The organism is Nocardiopsis sp. NPDC055551 (assembly GCF_053619415.1).
In genome coordinates this window covers 838,014-853,712 of the sequence record NZ_JBSHJJ010000001.1, presented here as the reverse complement: position 1 = coordinate 853,712, position 15,699 = coordinate 838,014, and the positions used below count along the sequence as shown (strand labels likewise).

Annotated in this window: 14 protein-coding genes; 4 read left to right on the top strand and 10 right to left on the bottom strand. The window is 69.5% G+C overall.

The genetic code is table 11. The annotated features are described in order from the left end of the window. Nucleotides 1-29: 29 nt before the first annotated feature. The 6 genes from ACWGSK_RS03540 to ACWGSK_RS03515 form a co-directional block, all read right to left on the bottom strand. On the bottom strand, nt 30-1,106 hold the full coding sequence (locus ACWGSK_RS03540) for a mandelate racemase/muconate lactonizing enzyme family protein (protein ID WP_358505002.1): 1,077 nt from the start codon (nt 1,104-1,106) through the stop codon (nt 30-32). 4 nt (nt 1,107-1,110) lie between these two features. Further along, nucleotides 1,111-2,016 (bottom strand): 5-dehydro-4-deoxyglucarate dehydratase, encoded by a 906-nt coding sequence (locus ACWGSK_RS03535; RefSeq protein WP_452455154.1) that lies wholly within the window; start codon nt 2,014-2,016, stop codon nt 1,111-1,113. A gap of 55 nt (nt 2,017-2,071) precedes the next feature. Next, nucleotides 2,072-2,971 (bottom strand): sugar phosphate isomerase/epimerase family protein, encoded by a 900-nt coding sequence (locus ACWGSK_RS03530; protein ID WP_358504996.1) that lies wholly within the window; start codon nt 2,969-2,971, stop codon nt 2,072-2,074. Beyond that, on the bottom strand, nt 2,968-4,128 hold the full coding sequence (locus tag ACWGSK_RS03525; RefSeq protein ID WP_358504993.1) for a dihydrodipicolinate synthase family protein: 1,161 nt from the start codon (nt 4,126-4,128) through the stop codon (nt 2,968-2,970). Before ACWGSK_RS03525 ends, ACWGSK_RS03530 begins: the two co-directional genes overlap by 4 nt. Beyond that, on the bottom strand, nt 4,125-5,279 hold the full coding sequence (locus ACWGSK_RS03520; RefSeq protein WP_358504990.1) for a Gfo/Idh/MocA family protein: 1,155 nt from the start codon (nt 5,277-5,279) through the stop codon (nt 4,125-4,127). The genes ACWGSK_RS03525 and ACWGSK_RS03520 overlap by 4 nt, the downstream gene beginning before the upstream one ends. 499 nt (nt 5,280-5,778) lie before the next feature. After that, a complete protein-coding gene (locus ACWGSK_RS03515) occupies nt 5,779-7,425 on the bottom strand; it encodes an IS200/IS605 family accessory protein TnpB-related protein (protein ID WP_452455153.1) in 1,647 nt (548 codons plus the stop codon). 175 nt (nt 7,426-7,600) lie between these two features. On the opposite strand from ACWGSK_RS03515, the gene ACWGSK_RS03510 reads away from it, so the two are divergent. Further along, nucleotides 7,601-8,587 (top strand): pectate lyase family protein, encoded by a 987-nt coding sequence (locus ACWGSK_RS03510; RefSeq protein ID WP_358504985.1) that lies wholly within the window; start codon nt 7,601-7,603, stop codon nt 8,585-8,587. A gap of 127 nt (nt 8,588-8,714) precedes the next feature. On the opposite strand, the gene ACWGSK_RS03505 is transcribed toward ACWGSK_RS03510, so the two are convergent. The 4 genes from ACWGSK_RS03505 to ACWGSK_RS03490 form a co-directional block, all read right to left on the bottom strand. Further along, nucleotides 8,715-9,683, bottom strand: coding sequence for an exonuclease domain-containing protein (locus ACWGSK_RS03505; protein ID WP_358504982.1), 969 nt, complete (start codon nt 9,681-9,683; stop codon nt 8,715-8,717). A gap of 69 nt (nt 9,684-9,752) precedes the next feature. After that, complete coding sequence (locus ACWGSK_RS03500; RefSeq protein WP_358504979.1) at nt 9,753-11,450, bottom strand: serine/threonine-protein kinase; 1,698 nt, start codon at nt 11,448-11,450, stop codon at nt 9,753-9,755. Between the two features lie 158 nt (nt 11,451-11,608). After that, a complete protein-coding gene (locus ACWGSK_RS03495; RefSeq protein WP_358504976.1) occupies nt 11,609-12,496 on the bottom strand; it encodes an alpha/beta fold hydrolase in 888 nt (295 codons plus the stop codon). Further along, on the bottom strand, nt 12,493-12,969 hold the full coding sequence (locus ACWGSK_RS03490) for a GbsR/MarR family transcriptional regulator (RefSeq protein ID WP_358504974.1): 477 nt from the start codon (nt 12,967-12,969) through the stop codon (nt 12,493-12,495). The genes ACWGSK_RS03495 and ACWGSK_RS03490 overlap by 4 nt, the downstream gene beginning before the upstream one ends. A gap of 136 nt (nt 12,970-13,105) precedes the next feature. Here ACWGSK_RS03490 and ACWGSK_RS03485 point away from each other — a divergent pair, with 136 nt between their 5' ends. From ACWGSK_RS03485 to ACWGSK_RS03475, 3 genes are read left to right on the top strand one after another with little or no spacing between them, the layout of a single operon-like run. Next, on the top strand, nt 13,106-14,044 hold the full coding sequence (locus ACWGSK_RS03485; protein ID WP_452455152.1) for a metal ABC transporter substrate-binding protein: 939 nt from the start codon (nt 13,106-13,108) through the stop codon (nt 14,042-14,044). A 32-nt stretch (nt 14,045-14,076) separates the two neighbouring features. Further along, nucleotides 14,077-14,820 (top strand): metal ABC transporter ATP-binding protein, encoded by a 744-nt coding sequence (locus tag ACWGSK_RS03480; protein ID WP_452455151.1) that lies wholly within the window; start codon nt 14,077-14,079, stop codon nt 14,818-14,820. Continuing rightward, nucleotides 14,808-15,683: a metal ABC transporter permease gene (locus ACWGSK_RS03475; protein WP_452455150.1), complete on the top strand. Its 876-nt coding sequence runs from the start codon at nt 14,808-14,810 to the stop codon at nt 15,681-15,683. The genes ACWGSK_RS03480 and ACWGSK_RS03475 overlap by 13 nt, the downstream gene beginning before the upstream one ends. Nucleotides 15,684-15,699: the final 16 nt, after the last annotated feature.

Below are 15,699 nucleotides of genomic sequence, written 5' to 3'. Positions count from 1 at the left end.
GCGTCCCGTGCCAGAGGACGCGTCCCGTGCTAGGGGAGTGGGGACAGATCCCGGGCGAAGGACAGACCGTGACCAAGGCCGGTCTCAGCGCTCAGCCACCCCTCACCGATCCGCACCCCGCTGGGGGCGGCCAAAGCCCCCAACGCCTCGAACGAGGCGTGGTCGATGTCCTCGACCATCGCCACCCGGGGCACGCACAACGCCAACTGCCCCGACAACTCCGGCAACAGGTGCGGCGCCACCGGCACCCCACGCCGCGCCATCGACTCGGCCACCCGCAGGAACGGGGTGATGCCACCGACCCGCACCACGTTGGGCTGGGCCACGTCGCACACCCCCGCCTCGACGAACCTGTCGAACTCCTCGACGCCGCGCAGGTTCTCACCCAGGGCGAAGGGCACCGCGGTGCGCGCCCGCAGGCGTTCATGCGCGGCCAGATCCTGGGCCGGCAACGGCTCCTCCACGAAGAGCGGATCGTGTTCGACCAACCGATCCAGGGCCCGCACGGCGGTGGGCACGTCCCAACGCTGATTGGCGTCCACCATCAGCGTCCGATCCGGGCCCAACACACCGCGCACCGCGGCGACCCGTTCGACGTCGCGCGCCACCTCGGCCGAGCCCACCTTGATCTTGGCGGCCCGATGCCCGGACCCGACCCAGGAACTCACCTGTTCGAGCAGGTCGGCGGAGTCGTAGTCGAGATTGACCCCGCTGCCATAGGCGGCGACCCGATCGCGACGCCGACCGATCAGGTCCACCAGCGACATCCCGGCCACCTTGGCCTGGACATCCCACAGGGCGATGTCCACCCCGGCCAGGGCCATCAGGGTCAACCCGGTGGTGCCCGCCTCGCGCAGATGCCACCGCAACTCCTCCCACCGGCACGGGTGGGCGAGCCCGCCCACCACCACCGGAGCCAGGTCGGTGTTGACCAACGACTCCACCGCCCCCGCCCCGATCAACGGGGTCCAGGAGAACCCGGTGCCCACCACCCCGGCATCGGTGGCGACCCGCACCACCACGATGTCGTTGCGGTCCACACCACCGTCCCAGGATCGCCGCAGCGGCAGACGGAACGCGCGGGCCGCCACCTCGGTGACACGCACCCGCTCAGCCCTTCCCGACCAGGGACAGACCCGTCTCGATCAACGCCGACAACTCGGCCTCCTCCGCCGAGGTCAGGTCGACGAAGGGAGCGCGCACCGCGCCCGCCCGCACCCCGCGCAACCGGGCCCCGGCCTTGACCAACGACACCGCGTACCCCGGGGAACGATCACGCAGCCGCACCAGCGGGTCGTAGAACTCGCTCACCAAGCGCCCCGCGAGCGGGTCGGCGGAGTGGAAGGCCTTGTAGAAGGCGTCGGCCACCTCCGGGACGAACGCGAAGGCCGCCGAGGAGTACAACGGCACACCCACCCCGGAATAGGCCGCAACGGTCAACTCCGCGGTCGGCAACCCGTTGAAGAAGGTGAAGTCCGCACCGCGCACCGAGCGCACCGCCAACACGACCTGGTGCATGTTCCCCAGGTCACCCACACCGTCCTTGATGCCCACCACCCGTGGGATGGCCGCCAACTCCGCCGCCGAATCGGGGGAGAACACCATGGAGCCGCGCTGATAGACGATGATGGGGATCTCCACCGCCTCCGCCACCGCCCTGACGTACTCCACCAGACCCCGCTGGGGCGCCGAGACCAGGTAGGGCGGCAACAACAAGATGGCGTCCGCACCCGCCTCCAACGCGGTCCGCGCCTGCTCGATGGCGGTGCCCACACTGCCACCGGCACCGGCCACCACCGGAACGGCACCGTCGACCACCTGGACCGTACGACGCACCACCGCGGCGTGCTCGGCCGCGGACAGGGCGTGGATCTCACCGGTGCCACATGCGGTGAACACCCCACCGGCCCCATGGGCCACACCCGAGGCCACGTGCTCGGCGAGCACCTCCTGGTTCACCGCTCCGGCGTCGTCGAAGGGTGTGAGGGGAAAGAACAGGATCCCGTCGAAATTCATGCGCTTTGCTCCTTGTCACGAGGGCGCCGCCCCTGGCGGCGAGGTCGGATCTGGTTCACAGGACGTGCTGGACGTGGCGGCGGGCCATGGTCGCGATGACGTCGTCACCGTCGGCGGCCCACACATCGGCGTTGAACACCTCCCACTCGACGTCGCCCTCATAACCGGCGGCCCGCACCGCCCGGTACAGGGAACGAACATCGATGTGGCCGTCGCCGACCATGCCCCGACCCAACAGCGGGTCGGCGGGCAGGGGCAGGACCCAGTCGCACACCTGGAAGGAGGCGATGCGTCCACGCGGACCCGCCCAGGCGATGTGCTCGTACACCGCCGGGTCCCACCACACGTGGTAGGTGTCCACCACCACGCCCACCTGCTCCGCGGGGAAGGGTTCCGCCCACTCCAGGGCCTGGCCCAGGGTGGACAACACCGCGCGATCGGCGCAGAACATCGGGTGCAGGGGCTCCAACCCCAACCGCACACCGCGTTCGGCGGCGTAGGGCGCCAACACCTGCAAGGCCTCGCCCACCCGTTCCCGGGCGCCGACCAGGTCACGGTCGCCTTCGGGCAGGCCGCCCACCACCATGACCAGGACGGGGGCACCCAACTCGGCGGCCTCGTCCAGCGCCCGACGGTTGTCCTCCAACGCCACTGCGGGGTCGAGATCGGTGAGGAACCCGCCCCGGCAGTAGGTGGACACCCGCAGACCCGAGTCGCGCAACAGACGCGCGGACGCCGCGAGCCCGGCCTCGGCGACCTGTTCGCGCCAGGGGCCGATGGCCGGCACGCCCGCGCGCAGGCAGCCGTCCACCGCCTGACGCAGACTCCAGTACTTGGTGGTGGCCTGGTTCAGGGAGAGCCGTGACAGGACCGCGTCGCCCGGGGCCGGGGTGGGCACCTCGGCCTTGAGCCCGGAGGGCACGTCCACGTCCGCGGCTCGGGGGACGATGGTCATCGCTCCACCCCCGAAACGCGCAGCAGCCGTCCCATACGCTCCATCGCCAGGTCGGGGTCGCTGAGCGCCCCGGCCCGGTCCGCCAGGCGCAGGATCTGCGCCAGGTGGGGCAGCGAACGCGCGCTGTGCAGCCCACCCACCATGTGAAAGCCCTTCTGGTGGCCGTTGAGCCAGGCAAGGAAGGTGATCCCGGTCTTGTAGTAGAAGGTGGGCGCGGAGAACAGGTGCCGGGCCAGGGGCACGGTGGCGTCCATCAGTTCGCGGTAGCGGGCCGTGTCGCCCTCGTCCAGCGCCGCCAGGGCACGACCGGCCACCGGGGCGATGGCGGCGAAGACGCCCAGCAGGGCGTCGGAGTGGCCATGGTCGTCGCCCTGGATCAGCTCGGGGTAGTGGAAGTCGTCGCCGGTGTACAGGCGTACCCCTTCGGGGAGCAGCCGGCGCAGACGCACCTCCAGGTCGGCGTCGAGCAGGGACACCTTGATGCCCTCCACACTCGCGGCGTGGTCGGTGATCAGCTCGGCCACCGGTTCGATCGCCTCGGCCGGGTCGCGGTACCCCCAGTAGCCGGCCAGGGCCGGGTCGAAGGCCTCACCGAGCCAGTGCAGGATCACCGGACGCTCGGCCCGCTCCAACAGCGAGGCGTAGACCTTGGCGTAGTCGTCGGGGCCCTGAGCCACGGCGGCCAGCGCACGCGAGGCCATCAACACCGGAGCGGCCCCGGCGCCCTGGACGGTGTCGAGTTGTTCGACATACGCCTGGACAACGCTTTCCAAAGACTGACGCGAAGACCCCAGTTGGTCGGTGCCCACCCCGCAGGCCAGGGCGGCCCCGCGAGCGGCGGCCTCCGCACCCGAGCGGCGGATCAGCTCGGCGGTGGCGGGCCAGTCCAGCCCCATGCCGCGCTGGGCGGTGTCCATCGCGTCGGCCACGCCCAACCCCTGGTCCCACAGGTGGTGCCGAAAGGCCAGGGTGGCGTCCCAGTCCAGGCGGGCCGCTTCCCCCGGCGCGTTGACGGCGGTGGGGTCGGCGACCACGTGGGCGGCGGCGTAGGCCACACGGGTGCGGGCGGGGGACAGCACAGTGGTCTCGGCGCGGGGGCCGGTGGGGGAGAAGGGTGTGGTGCCACCTTCGAGGGAGGGCAGCATCAGGTCGCTCATCGGGTCGTCACCTCGCTCAGCTCCACGGTGCGTCCGGTGCGGGCCGAGTCCAGCCCGGCCTCGGCCATCTGGATGCCGCGCGCCCCGGAGAGCAGGTCATGGGGGAAGTCGGTGCCCAGCACCACGTGCGCCAGGAAGGCCTCCCACTGGGCCCGGAAACCGTTGGGGAAGTCGGTGTTGTCGGGGACCCGCTCCCACTGGTCGCGGTAGCCCCCCGCGTCGACGGCGTCGGGGTCCCAAGTCGCCTTGGGGGTGGTGGAACGGTGCTGGATGCGGCAGTGGCGCAGGCCGGCCACGGCGCTGCCGTGGGTGCCGTCCACCTGGAACTCCACCAGCTCGTCACGGTCCACCCGCACGCTCCAGGAGGAGTTGATCTGGGCGATGGTGCCGTCGGTGAGTTCGAAGATGCCGTAGGCGGCGTCGTCGGCGGTGGCCTCATAGTCCCGGCCCTGCTCGTCCCGGCGTTGGGGGATGTGGGTGGCGGTGCGGGCGGTGACGGTGCGCACCGGGGAGAACAGGTGCTCCAGGACGTAGTGCCAGTGCGGGAACATGTCCAGCACGATGCCGCCGCCCTCTTCGGCCCGGTAGTTCCAACTGGGCCGCTGTCCGGGCTGCCAGTCGCCCTCGAAGACCCAGTAACCGAACTCGCCCCGGATGGAAAGGATCTTTCCAAAGAAGCCGCTGTCCACGAGTCTGCGGAGTTTGAGCAGGCCGGGCAGGAAGAGCTTGTCCTGGACCACACCGTTGCGCACCCCCGCCTGCTCGGCGAGTTTGGCCAGTTCCAGGGCGGCCTCCAGGGTGTCGGCGGTGGGCTTTTCGACGTAGACGTGCTTGCCCGCGGCGATGGCCGAACGCACCGCCGCCTCCCGCGCATGGGTGATCTGGGCGTCGAAGTAGATCGAGACGCTGTCGTCGGCGAGTACCGAGTCCAGGTCGGTGGTCCAGCGTTCGATGTCGTGTCGCCGGGCGATCTCGCGCAGCTTGTGCTCGGAACGCCCCACCAGCACCGGTTCGGGGATGACGCGGGTGCCGTCGGGCAGCTCCAGGCCGCCTGCGTCACGGATGGCCAGGATCGAACGGGTCAGGTGCTGCCGATAGCCCATTCGGCCGGTGACGCCGTTCATCGCGACGCCCAGCACGTGGTCTGCCATGGGTTGTAACCACCTCTCTTTGAAAGCGCTTTCCAAAGCGTACGGCAAACACGACGATCACACCAGACCCACCCTGAGCGGGGGAGGGCCCACCGACCCATCGGTGAGCGGCCGCGCGAGCGGCCCGAACACGGTGCCCGCCCCACCCCGTGAGCGGCGCCGCAGCAGGGCGAACCGGGCCGCATCGACGAGCAAACGCTTGCCAAGGACCTCCGAGCGTGAGCGAACCTCCACGCACACCCGAACGTGAGGGCCATGCGGAAAGATCGCCCCGAAGGACCCGCACCGACCTGCCGTGACACGAGGAAAGAGCGATCGTGGGCGAATCTTTCGCGTTACCGGCATTGACTTACCTGTAACGGGATCGTAGCTTCTTGCGCACGGAAAGCGTTTGCACGAATACGGGTCACCTTCCCGTTCGGCGCACGGGCCCACTCCCGAGACGCCATCGACCGCACATCGTTTCCGTTCAGGGGCGTCCCGCGCTTCCCACCGTTCCTCAGCAGTGCGCAGGAGTGACATCCGATGCCACCCCTGGTCCTGCGCGCACCCCGAACGGTGTTGGATGCACTGGTCCTCCGCGTTCTCCTTCCTCCAAGGCTTGGGCGCGCGCATCGTGTGCGCGTTCCACACCGGAGAGGCGGATTCCCTCACCCCCACGAGCGCCCGACCTGGCCTGAACGGTCCGATGCCCCGCACCATCACTCCGGTGATGCGGGGGCGGTGCCGTCCGACGCCGGATCGGGTGCCCTTGGGCGCGTCGCCCGATCACGATGCTCGCCGCATCGTGCCGGGACGTCTTCCTTCTCCTGCTGGTGGTGGGTTTTTGCCAGTGCTGGGCACCCCACCTGGAGGTGTAGGCCGCGTCCACAGCGATGATCGTGATCGCGGTGGCATCGGCCATCGAGGTCAGCCGAGCTTTGAGTCTGCCGGTGGGCATCCCGGAGATGACCTGCCGGAACCGTTTCCTGCCTCCGTGCCTTTCCCGGGTCTTGGAGTCCATGAAGTCCAGATCCTCCACCGCGACCGCCTTCACACCGCACCGGTGCGCCCAGCGCAACAGCCCGGACAAGGCGTGGCGGACCTGGGCGTCACGATGGGAAGCGGTGCCCGACAACTGGTAGTCGAAGCGGCGTGGGTCACCGAGAGGGTTGCCGTGGGTGTCCAAACGCCAGGCGGCCAGGTGATCGGCGTTCATATCCACACCGATCACCCCCTCGGTGAGGGCGGCTCGAAGGGGGATCTGCGGTGTGGTCGGCGTTTGCCACGAGGCGGTGATGTACCAGCGTCCCCGTTCCACATCCAGGTGCACCCGGTAGGCCACCGCCCGGTTCGCTTTCACCCGGCCGGCCCACTCCCGGCCTCGGTGGGCGAAGGCGATCTTGCCGGAGAGCCGGTACCGGCAGTGCGGGGCGTTCGCCCATTCCTTGAGTGGGGCCGGGAGTTTGATCGACACCTCACCCTGCGGGGTGATGCGGATCGTCTCGTTGCCGAACCGCTTCCCCGATTCCCCATCGGCTTGAAGGAACCACCGCCGGGCTTCCCACCGCTCACGCCATGAGGACTCGGTCAACCCAGCATTGGCGAGGTGGTGGCGGTTGCGGGCCAAATGCTTACCGCCACGCACCACAGAGACTTTCCCTGCCTCGAAGTCGGCCCGCGCTATGGCCAACCGATTCTCCAGGGTGGCCAGGCGCCGGGACTTGGCGTGCCACTCCTGCCGGGACCGGTAGCCGCCCGGCTTCTTCCTGGTGCTCTTGGCCCCGACCGGTAACGACAACCGGTGCCGGATCGTGGCGACCCCGGCTTCCACAGAGCGCAGGTGTGCGGCTTGGCCACGTCGGGCCAGGGCCCACTGGTCGTGGGTGGCCTTGGTGATCGACCCCGCCCACCGGGAGGAGCACTCAGGGGTCAGCACCCGCTTACGCTCCGCCCACGTCGTGCTGTCGTGGTCCAACCCGTCGGCACAGCGGGCCTTGAGATCAGCGGCGGCCAGCGAACTCAGATGGGCGCCGACCATTCGGAGTACCTTCTCGTCCTGGACGGTCAGGTGCTTGAGGCGGGTGCGCACGGCCACACCGGTGGGACCCGAAACCGGGTAGGGGCCGGCGATCGGTCGTAGACCCCGCTGATCGATTCCTGCCATCCGCTCCCCACCCCCTCTGCCCCTGACCGTGTTTGATTCCGGTGTTCGAACACCACGTTAGCCACCTCTGGGGCGGGTGTCCCAAGAACCGAAAAACTCCTCCGCCCGGGGTGAAGGCGCGCACCGCTCGGATGATGAGAACCCCCGATTCCGAAGGAAACCCACCATGCGATCCGTGACCAACAAATCCGGTACCCCCACACGCACCGTCCTGCTGGCCGGCACCGCCGCCGGAGCCCTCGCGCTCGGCCTGCTCGCCGTCACCGACGGCTCAGAATCCACCGTCCACGCCGACCTGGTCGGCGCCGCCCAGGAAACCCCTTCGGGTTGGGCCGGTGAGAACGGCGGCACCACCGGCGGTGAGGGCGGCGACGTCGTCACCGTCTCCGACACCGACGCGCTGCTCTCGGCCCTATCGAGCTCGGGCCCCCAGGTCATCCAGATCGACGGCTCCATCGAGCTGTCCGGTATGAACGACGTGCCCGCCGACACCACCCTCATCGGGCTGGACGGCGCCCAGATCACCGGCGGTGGCCTGGACGTGGACGGTGTGTCCAACGTGATCATCCGCAACATCGCCTTCTCCGGTTGGGACGACGACGCCGTCAACGTCCAGGAGGGCAGCACCAACGTGTGGATCGACCACAACAGCTTCACCGACGGCTATGACGGCGCCGTGGACGTCAAGCGCGAGTCGGACTTCGTGACCATCTCCTGGAACCACTTCTTCGACCACGACAAGACGTCCCTGGTCGGGCACTCCGACGACCACACCGAAGACGCCGGCCACCTGCGGGTGACCTACCACCACAACTACTTCGACGGCACCGATACCCGTCATCCCCGGGTGCGCTTCGGCAACCCGGTGCACGTGTACAACAACTACTACCGCGACAACGACGAGTACGGCGTGGCCTCCACCATGGGCGGCGGTGTGCTCGTCGAGGGCAACTACTTCGAGGACGTGGACAACCCCACCCACACCGGTTACGCCGACTCCGACATCGGTGCCGTGGAGGAGAGCGGCAACGTCTTCGACGGCTCCGGCGAGCCCGAGAGCGGGGGCGGGACCGTGGAGTCGATCCCCTACTCCTACAGCCTGGACCCGGCCGAGGACGTGCCCTCGATCGTCGGCGACGGTGCGGGCCCCGGCAACCTGTGAGCCGCGGGTAGTCCCTCACGGTCGCCGCCCCACCGGCCCGGAGTTCAAGGCCGTTGGGGCGGCGACACTACCGATGTCGACCTCAAGGTCGACTCGACGCACGTGCGCGGGCGCCCTCCGGTGCCTTTCAGGCCGAGGCCATGCCCAGGCGGGCCATCAGTTCCGAGCCGGTGATGATGTCGATGCGCTGGCCCTTGGCGATGTAGGTCTCCGCCTGTCGGTGCTTGGAGGTCTTGCCCCCGTGGTCGCTGTCTCCGACCACCAACACGTCGGTCTTCTTGGTGACGTTCTTGGCGGGAAGTCCACCGGCCTCGGCGATGCGCTTCCACACCTCGGGCTTGTCCATCCCGTTCAGGTCTCCGGACACGCACACCGTGCGCCCGAACAGGGGGCCTGCCGGGTCGGCGTCGGGGGAAGGCTCGGGCAGAGGGCTCTGCGCGGCCCGTTGCCAACGACCGAACCGGTCCTCGGTGGCCGCCGCCCGCACCGTGGTCGGTGCGATGGGCACGGGCAGCACGGTGGCGGCGACGGCCTCGGCCCGGCGCAACGGCATCCGGGAGGCCCGCGCCAGTTCGGGCAGTGAGGTGGTGCCGTAGTCGCGCATGGCGGCGATCATGATGTGGGCGGCCGCCTCGGCGTCCGCGTCGGCCCGGTGGTGCCGGGTGATCTCGTGGCCGATGTGCGCGCACACCGTGGGCAGACGGTGGTCGGGCAACTTCCAGGTGCGTCGGGACAGGGCCAGGGTGCAGGCGTAGTCCAGGGCGGGCAGCTCTTGGCCGGTGTGGGCACAGGCCTGACGCAGCGCACCCATGTCGAAGGCGGCGTTGTGCGCCACCAGCGCCCCGCCCTGGGCGAACTCCAGGATCCGGTCGCGCACGCCGTGCCAGGTGGGCGCCCCGACCACGTCGGCGGCGGTGATGCCGTGCACCGCGGTGTTGTGCCGGGAGAAGAACGACACCTGCTCCGGTGGGCGGATCAGGGTGCTGTAGCGGTCCACCACCCGACCCTCCTCGACGCGCACCAGACCCACCGCGCAGACACTGCCGCGGTCGGCGTTGGCGGTCTCGAAGTCGATCGCGGTCCAGGTGTGGGTCACCCCGGCCCCTCCTTCTCACAGCTCAGGGACGAACGCATCGAGGGTACCGCCGCGCGTCCACCGCCGTGGTCACAACGGGTCGAAGGAGGTGATGGCGTTCTCGCGCAGGTCGCCCTGCTGGGTCCACCGGTTCTCCTCGGCGGCGAACAGCACCGTGTAGTAGTCACCGCTGGTCACCGTGATGTTGCGGGCCATCAGGTGCCGGGGCACCCCGTTCTGGGACCAGATGAACTCCCAGTCGGCGGCCGAGTGGAAGTCGGTGGTGCCGGTGACGTCCTCCACTCGGACCCGCTCATAACCGGGGAAGCGTTCGTCGCCGCCGGAGACGTCCTCCTGGTCCAGCACGTGTTGATACTGGTCGTCGGTGGGGTGGGCGGTGCGGTCCACCTGCAGGTAGGAGTTGTCGGTGTGGGAGTCGTAGAAGACGCTGTCGCCCTCGACCCGGCGGACCCATCCGTCGGGAACGAGCATCGAGAAGCCCTCGGGGTCCTGGGTCCAGGTCATGCCCGCGGCGGTGGGGTCGCCTTCCTCGTCGGTCTCCACGACGGGGGTGGAGGGCGAGGCCGCCGGTTCCTCGGCCTCGGTGGGCTCCTCGCCGGCCTCCTCCTCGGAGGTTCCGGTGCCGGCCGAGACCACGCCCTGCTCATCACTCCAGGGGTTGAACACGACCAGGGAGGCGGCCACCACCAGGGAGGCCAGTCCCAGGGTCAGCACGACCACCGGCCAGGACAGGCGACGCGAACCCTGTGGGGTCACGGGCATGGTGCCCGCGTCGCTCACCTGGGTGGGGGCCGAGAAGGGCGGGGCCGCCTGTGGATGCCCCACCTGCTGCGGGTGCGTCCCATAGGGGTGCGGTGGTCTGTTGCCCGTGGGCGGGGTGCCCGCACCGAGCGTGGTCGTGCCGGTCTGGGGGCCGGTGGCGGGTCGTGACCCGTTGTCGCCACCGTGTTCGGACCCACGGGCCGCGGCCTCCATCAGGGATCGGCTGCCCGCCTCGTCCAGCCGTCGGGCGGGGTCCTTGACCAACATCCCCTGGATCGCCCCGCCCAGCGGGCCGGGCAGGACACCGGGAGGTTCGGCGTTGAGCACCGCGTGCAGGGTGGCCGGGATGCCCTCGCGTTGGAAGGGGGAGACGCCGGTGGTGGCCTGGTAGAGGGTGGCGCCCAGCGACCACAGGTCACCGGCGGGGCTGGCCGGGGACGAGGCCAGGCGTTCGGGGGCCAGGTAGGCCGGTGAGCCCATCACCCCGGCGGTCTGGGTGACCGCGGCGGTGTCGGCGATGGTGGCGATGCCGAAGTCGGTCAGGACCACCCGGCCGGAGTCGGTGACCATGACGTTCTCGGGCTTGACGTCGCGGTGGGTGATGCCCTGGGCGTGGGCCGTGCCCAACGCGTCGAGCAGGGACAATCCCCAGGCGGCGGCGCGCTCGGGCTCCAACGGCCCCTGGTCGCGCACGATCCGGTGCAGGGATTCCCCTTCCAGGAACTCCATGACGATCCAGGGGCGACCGTCGTCCTCCAGGATGTCGTGGACGGTCACGATGTTGGGGTGCTGGCCCATGGCGGTGGCCTGGGCCTCGCGCCGTGCCCTGGCGGCCATGCGGGTGCGGTCGTCCTCGTCCAGGCCGGGGCCCAGGAGGATCTCCTTGACCGCCACGGTGCGGTTGAGTCGTATGTCGTGGGCCTTCCATACCCGGCCCATGCCTCCCCGGCCGACCTCTGCACGCAATTCGTAGCGTTCGTGCAGCGTGCGCTGGGAATCGGCCACCGGTTACTCCTGATGGGGGTCGTGGGGCGTGGGGGCCCGCGGGGACGGGAAAGGGCCACGCGGGGGCGCGGCGCGGTGGGGGAGTCCAGTTTACGGATTATCGTCCCTGTCTTGCCCAACGATCCCACGGGCCCCGAATCTCCCGTGCGTTCCAGGCCCTACGAGCCGGGTTCGATCTCGGTGAGGAAGTCGCGTACCAGGCGGCCGACCCACTCGGGGGACTGGCGGTTGGCCCAGTGCCCCTGACCGGCGAGAAGTTCGACGCGGGCTCCGGGAACCGCGCGGGCGGCGGCGATGGTGGTGGCGGGCTTGACGCCGATGTCCTTCTCCCCGGCGATGAACAGGGTGGGGCAGCCGATCTCGCCCAGGCGTGGCCGCAGGTCCACGTTCATGCGCCAGGGGCCGATGGAGGTGTTCTGCCAGTCCGAGGAGCCCGCCCCATTGGCCTCGATCTCGGCCATGACCTCGTCGATGACCTGTTCCTGGTCGGGTGCGGGGCCGGCGAACAGCGCCTTGCGGACGAAGAGCTCCACCTTGCGCCGGTCCCCGACCATCAGACCGGGCAGCGTGGTGTTGAGCAGGCGGCTCTTGGCGGTGAGCCACAGGAGTTGGTGGTATCCGGGGGCGAAGGAGAGCACGCCGCCCGGGTTGATGGCCACGACGCGTTCCACCCGGTCGGGGTGTTCGATGGCGGTGTCCAGGGTCATCGCCCCGCCCTGGGACATGCCCACCACCCCGGTCCGGTCCACGTCGTAGTGGTCCAGGATCGCGGTGACGCAGCGGCGCAGGGCGGCGTGGTCGGCGATTCCGTTCCAGTCGCGGCTGTGTCCCTGCTTGGGCCAGTCGGGGGCGATGACCCGGTGGTCGCGGGCCAGGTCGGGGATGAGGTGGCGCCAGCTCAGGGTGGCGTTGTCCACCCCGCCCCCGCTCAGCAACAGCACCGGCGGGGCGCCTTCGGGGCCCTGGGTGATGACGCTCAGGCGGCCCTGGGGCATGTCGATGTGTTCGCGGTGGAAGTCGTCGGGTCTTGTGCCGGCCTTGCTCATGAGGTGTCCTTTCGCTGTCGGTCCCGCCAGCGGTCGAGCAGGGCGGGTAGTTCGGTCTCCAGGAACCCGTAGAGCTCGTGCACGTTCTCCAGGCGCTCGCGCCGCCGCGGTGAGGCGTCCTGTAGTGCGGCGAGTCCGCGTTCGGTGACGCGACGAAACTCGGTGGTCTGCGCGTAGCGGCGTTGGAGCATGCGGCTCCACCCGTCGGCGGCGATACGGAAGTACTCCTGGCGGTGGCCGCGTTTGCGCACCCCCTCCACGAGCCCGCTGGGGGTGAGCATCCGGGTGGCGCTGCCGATGGAGCTGCGACTGACCTGGAGCACCTCGGCCAGGCGGGCGGCGCTCTGTTCGGGCGGATCGCACACCAGTAGCCAGCCGATGACGCGTCCGGCGATCAGCGGCATGCCTTCGTGTTCGAAGAAGACCGCGAGGTCGTCGACGAAGGCGAGTTCGGCTTCGGTGGGTTCACTCATGCCTTCACCGTACAGTCATTGCAGTAATGACTGCAATGACTACAACGGATTCAGGAGGCGCGAAACGGTCGTATCCCACACCGAAAAGTCGACAGCGGCATGTGTGGGTTCGTCTCGACTGTGGTAAAAGTTAGGCGTGCCGAACATTAGAGATGGGTTGTCTTCAAAGACCTGGTTGGTCACGGTTTGCGCCCTGGTCCCCGCGCTCAGTCTGACCGCCTGCACCTCCTCCACCGGACAGGCCTCCGACGACGACGGTCGCCCCCTGGTCCTGACCACTTTCACCGTTCTGGCCGACATGACCGAGAACATCGCCGCCGACCGCGTACGCGTGGCCTCCCTGACCCGCCCCGGCGCCGAGATCCACGGCTACGAACCCACCCCCGACGACCTCGTCCGCGGCCAGGACGCCGACCTCATCCTGGAGAACGGCCTGGGTCTTGAGGCCTGGTTCGCCCAGTTCACCGAACGCGTCCAGGCCCCCACCGCCGTGCTCACCCAAGACGTCGAGACCATCCCCATCTCCTCCGGCGACCATCAGGGAGGACCCAACCCCCACGCCTGGATGTCACCCACCAACGCCCTGACCTACGTCGACAACATCCAGGCCGCCCTGACCGAACTCGACCCCGAGGGCGCCGACGACTTCGCCCGAGCCGCCCAGGACTACAAGGACGAGATCAACGAGGTCTCCACCTACCTGGACACCGAACTGGCCGAGGTCCCCGACAACGCCCGGGCCCTGGTCACCTGTGAGGGCGCCTTCTCCTACCTGGCTCGCGACGCCGACCTGACCGAGCGATACCTGTGGCCGGTCAACGCCGAAAGCGAGGGCACCCCCCAACAGATCGCCGCCGTGGCCGAGTTCGTCCAAGACAACGACGTTCCCACCGTCTTCTGCGAGAGCACCGTCAACGACGGCGCCCAACAGTCGGTGATCCGCGAGACCGACGCACGGATGGGACAGACCCTCTACGTCGACTCCCTCTCCGAGGCAGACGGGCCCGTTCCCACCTACCTGGACCTGCTGCGCCACGACGCCGAGGCCATCGTCGAGGGCCTGACCGCCACATGAGCCGCCCACCCGCACAAGGCAAGGAGGAGGCCGTGAGCGCCGCCATCGAGGTCAAGGACGCCACCGTCCGCTACGGCGACGTCCTGGCCCTGGACGAGGTGAGCGTGTCCGTGCAGCCAGGGCGGGTCTGCGGCCTACTCGGCATGAACGGCTCGGGCAAGTCCACCCTGTTCAAGACCGTGCTCGGCCTGGTCACACCCGACCGCGGCCGCATACGCGTCCAGGGCATGAAGAGCGCCACCGCCCGCCGCAAAGGACTGCTCGGCTACGTCCCCCAGTCCGAACAGGTCGACTGGGCCTTCCCCGTCCGGGTCCGCGACGTGGTCATGATGGGCCGCTACGGCCACATGGGAGGCCGACGCCGACCGCGCCCCACCGACCGCGAGGCCGTCGAGCACGCCCTGGCCCGCACCGACCTGACCGACCTGGCCGACCGCCAGATCGGCGCGCTCTCCGGGGGCCAGCGCAAACGCGCCTTCGTCGCCCGCGCCATCGCCCAGGACGCCGCCGTGCTGCTGCTGGACGAACCCTTCGCCGGGGTGGACAAACGCTCCGAGGCCACCATCATCGAACTACTCCTCCAACTGCGCCGAGCCGGACACACCCTGCTGGTCTCCACCCACGACCTGTCCCAGGTGCCCGCGTTGTGCGACGAGGCGCTCCTGTTACAGGGCCGGGTCATCGCCCACGGCTCACCCGAACAGGTACTCGAACCGAACGTGCTGCTGGAGGCGTTCGGCATCCAAGCCTCGGAGGGGGCCACATGGACACGGTGACCGCGCTCGTAGAGTGGTTCACGGTGCCGATGCGATTCGAGTTCGTCCAACGCGCCCTACTGGTCAGCCTGGTCGCCGGGCTGGTGTGCGCCGTCCTCTCGTGCTGGATGACCCTGGTGGGCTGGTCCCTGATGGGCGACGCGGTCTCCCACGCCGTACTGCCCGGGGTGGTGCTCTCCTACATGTTCGGGCTGCCCTTCGCCCTGGGGGCCCTGGTCTTCGGCGCCGGTTCGGTCACGTTGATCGGGGTGGTCAACCGCACCTCCCGGGTCAAGGAGGACGCCGTCATCGGGGTGGTCTTCACCGCCCTGTTCGCCCTGGGGCTGGTCCTGGTCTCCCGGGTGCCCAGCCAGACCGACCTGAGCCACATCCTCTTCGGCAACGTCCTGGGGGTCTCCGACACCGACATCCTCCAGGTGCTGATCCTGGCCGCGGTGGTGCTGGCGGTGGTCTGGTACAAGCACCGCGACCTGACCATGTACGCCTTCGACCCGGTCCACGCCCACGCCATCGGCGTCAACCCGCGCCTGTTGGAGACCCTGCTGCTGGGCCTGTTGTCGGTGACCGTGGTGGTGGCGCTGCAGGCGGTGGGCATCATCCTGGTCGTGGCCATGGTGATCATCCCCGGTGCGACCGCCTACCTGCTCACCGACCGCTTCGAGCGGATGCTGCTCATCGCCATGGCGGTCTCGGTCACGGCCTCGGTGAGCGGGGTCTTCACCAGCTTCCACCTGAACGTGTCCACCGGCGGGTGCGTCGTGCTCGCCCAGGCCGCCCTGTTCACCCTGGCCTACCTGTTCTCACCCCGCCAAGGGGTGCTCTGGCGCGGTCGCACCGCCCGCGCCCTGCGCAATCGGGCTTGAACAATCCATTTGAACA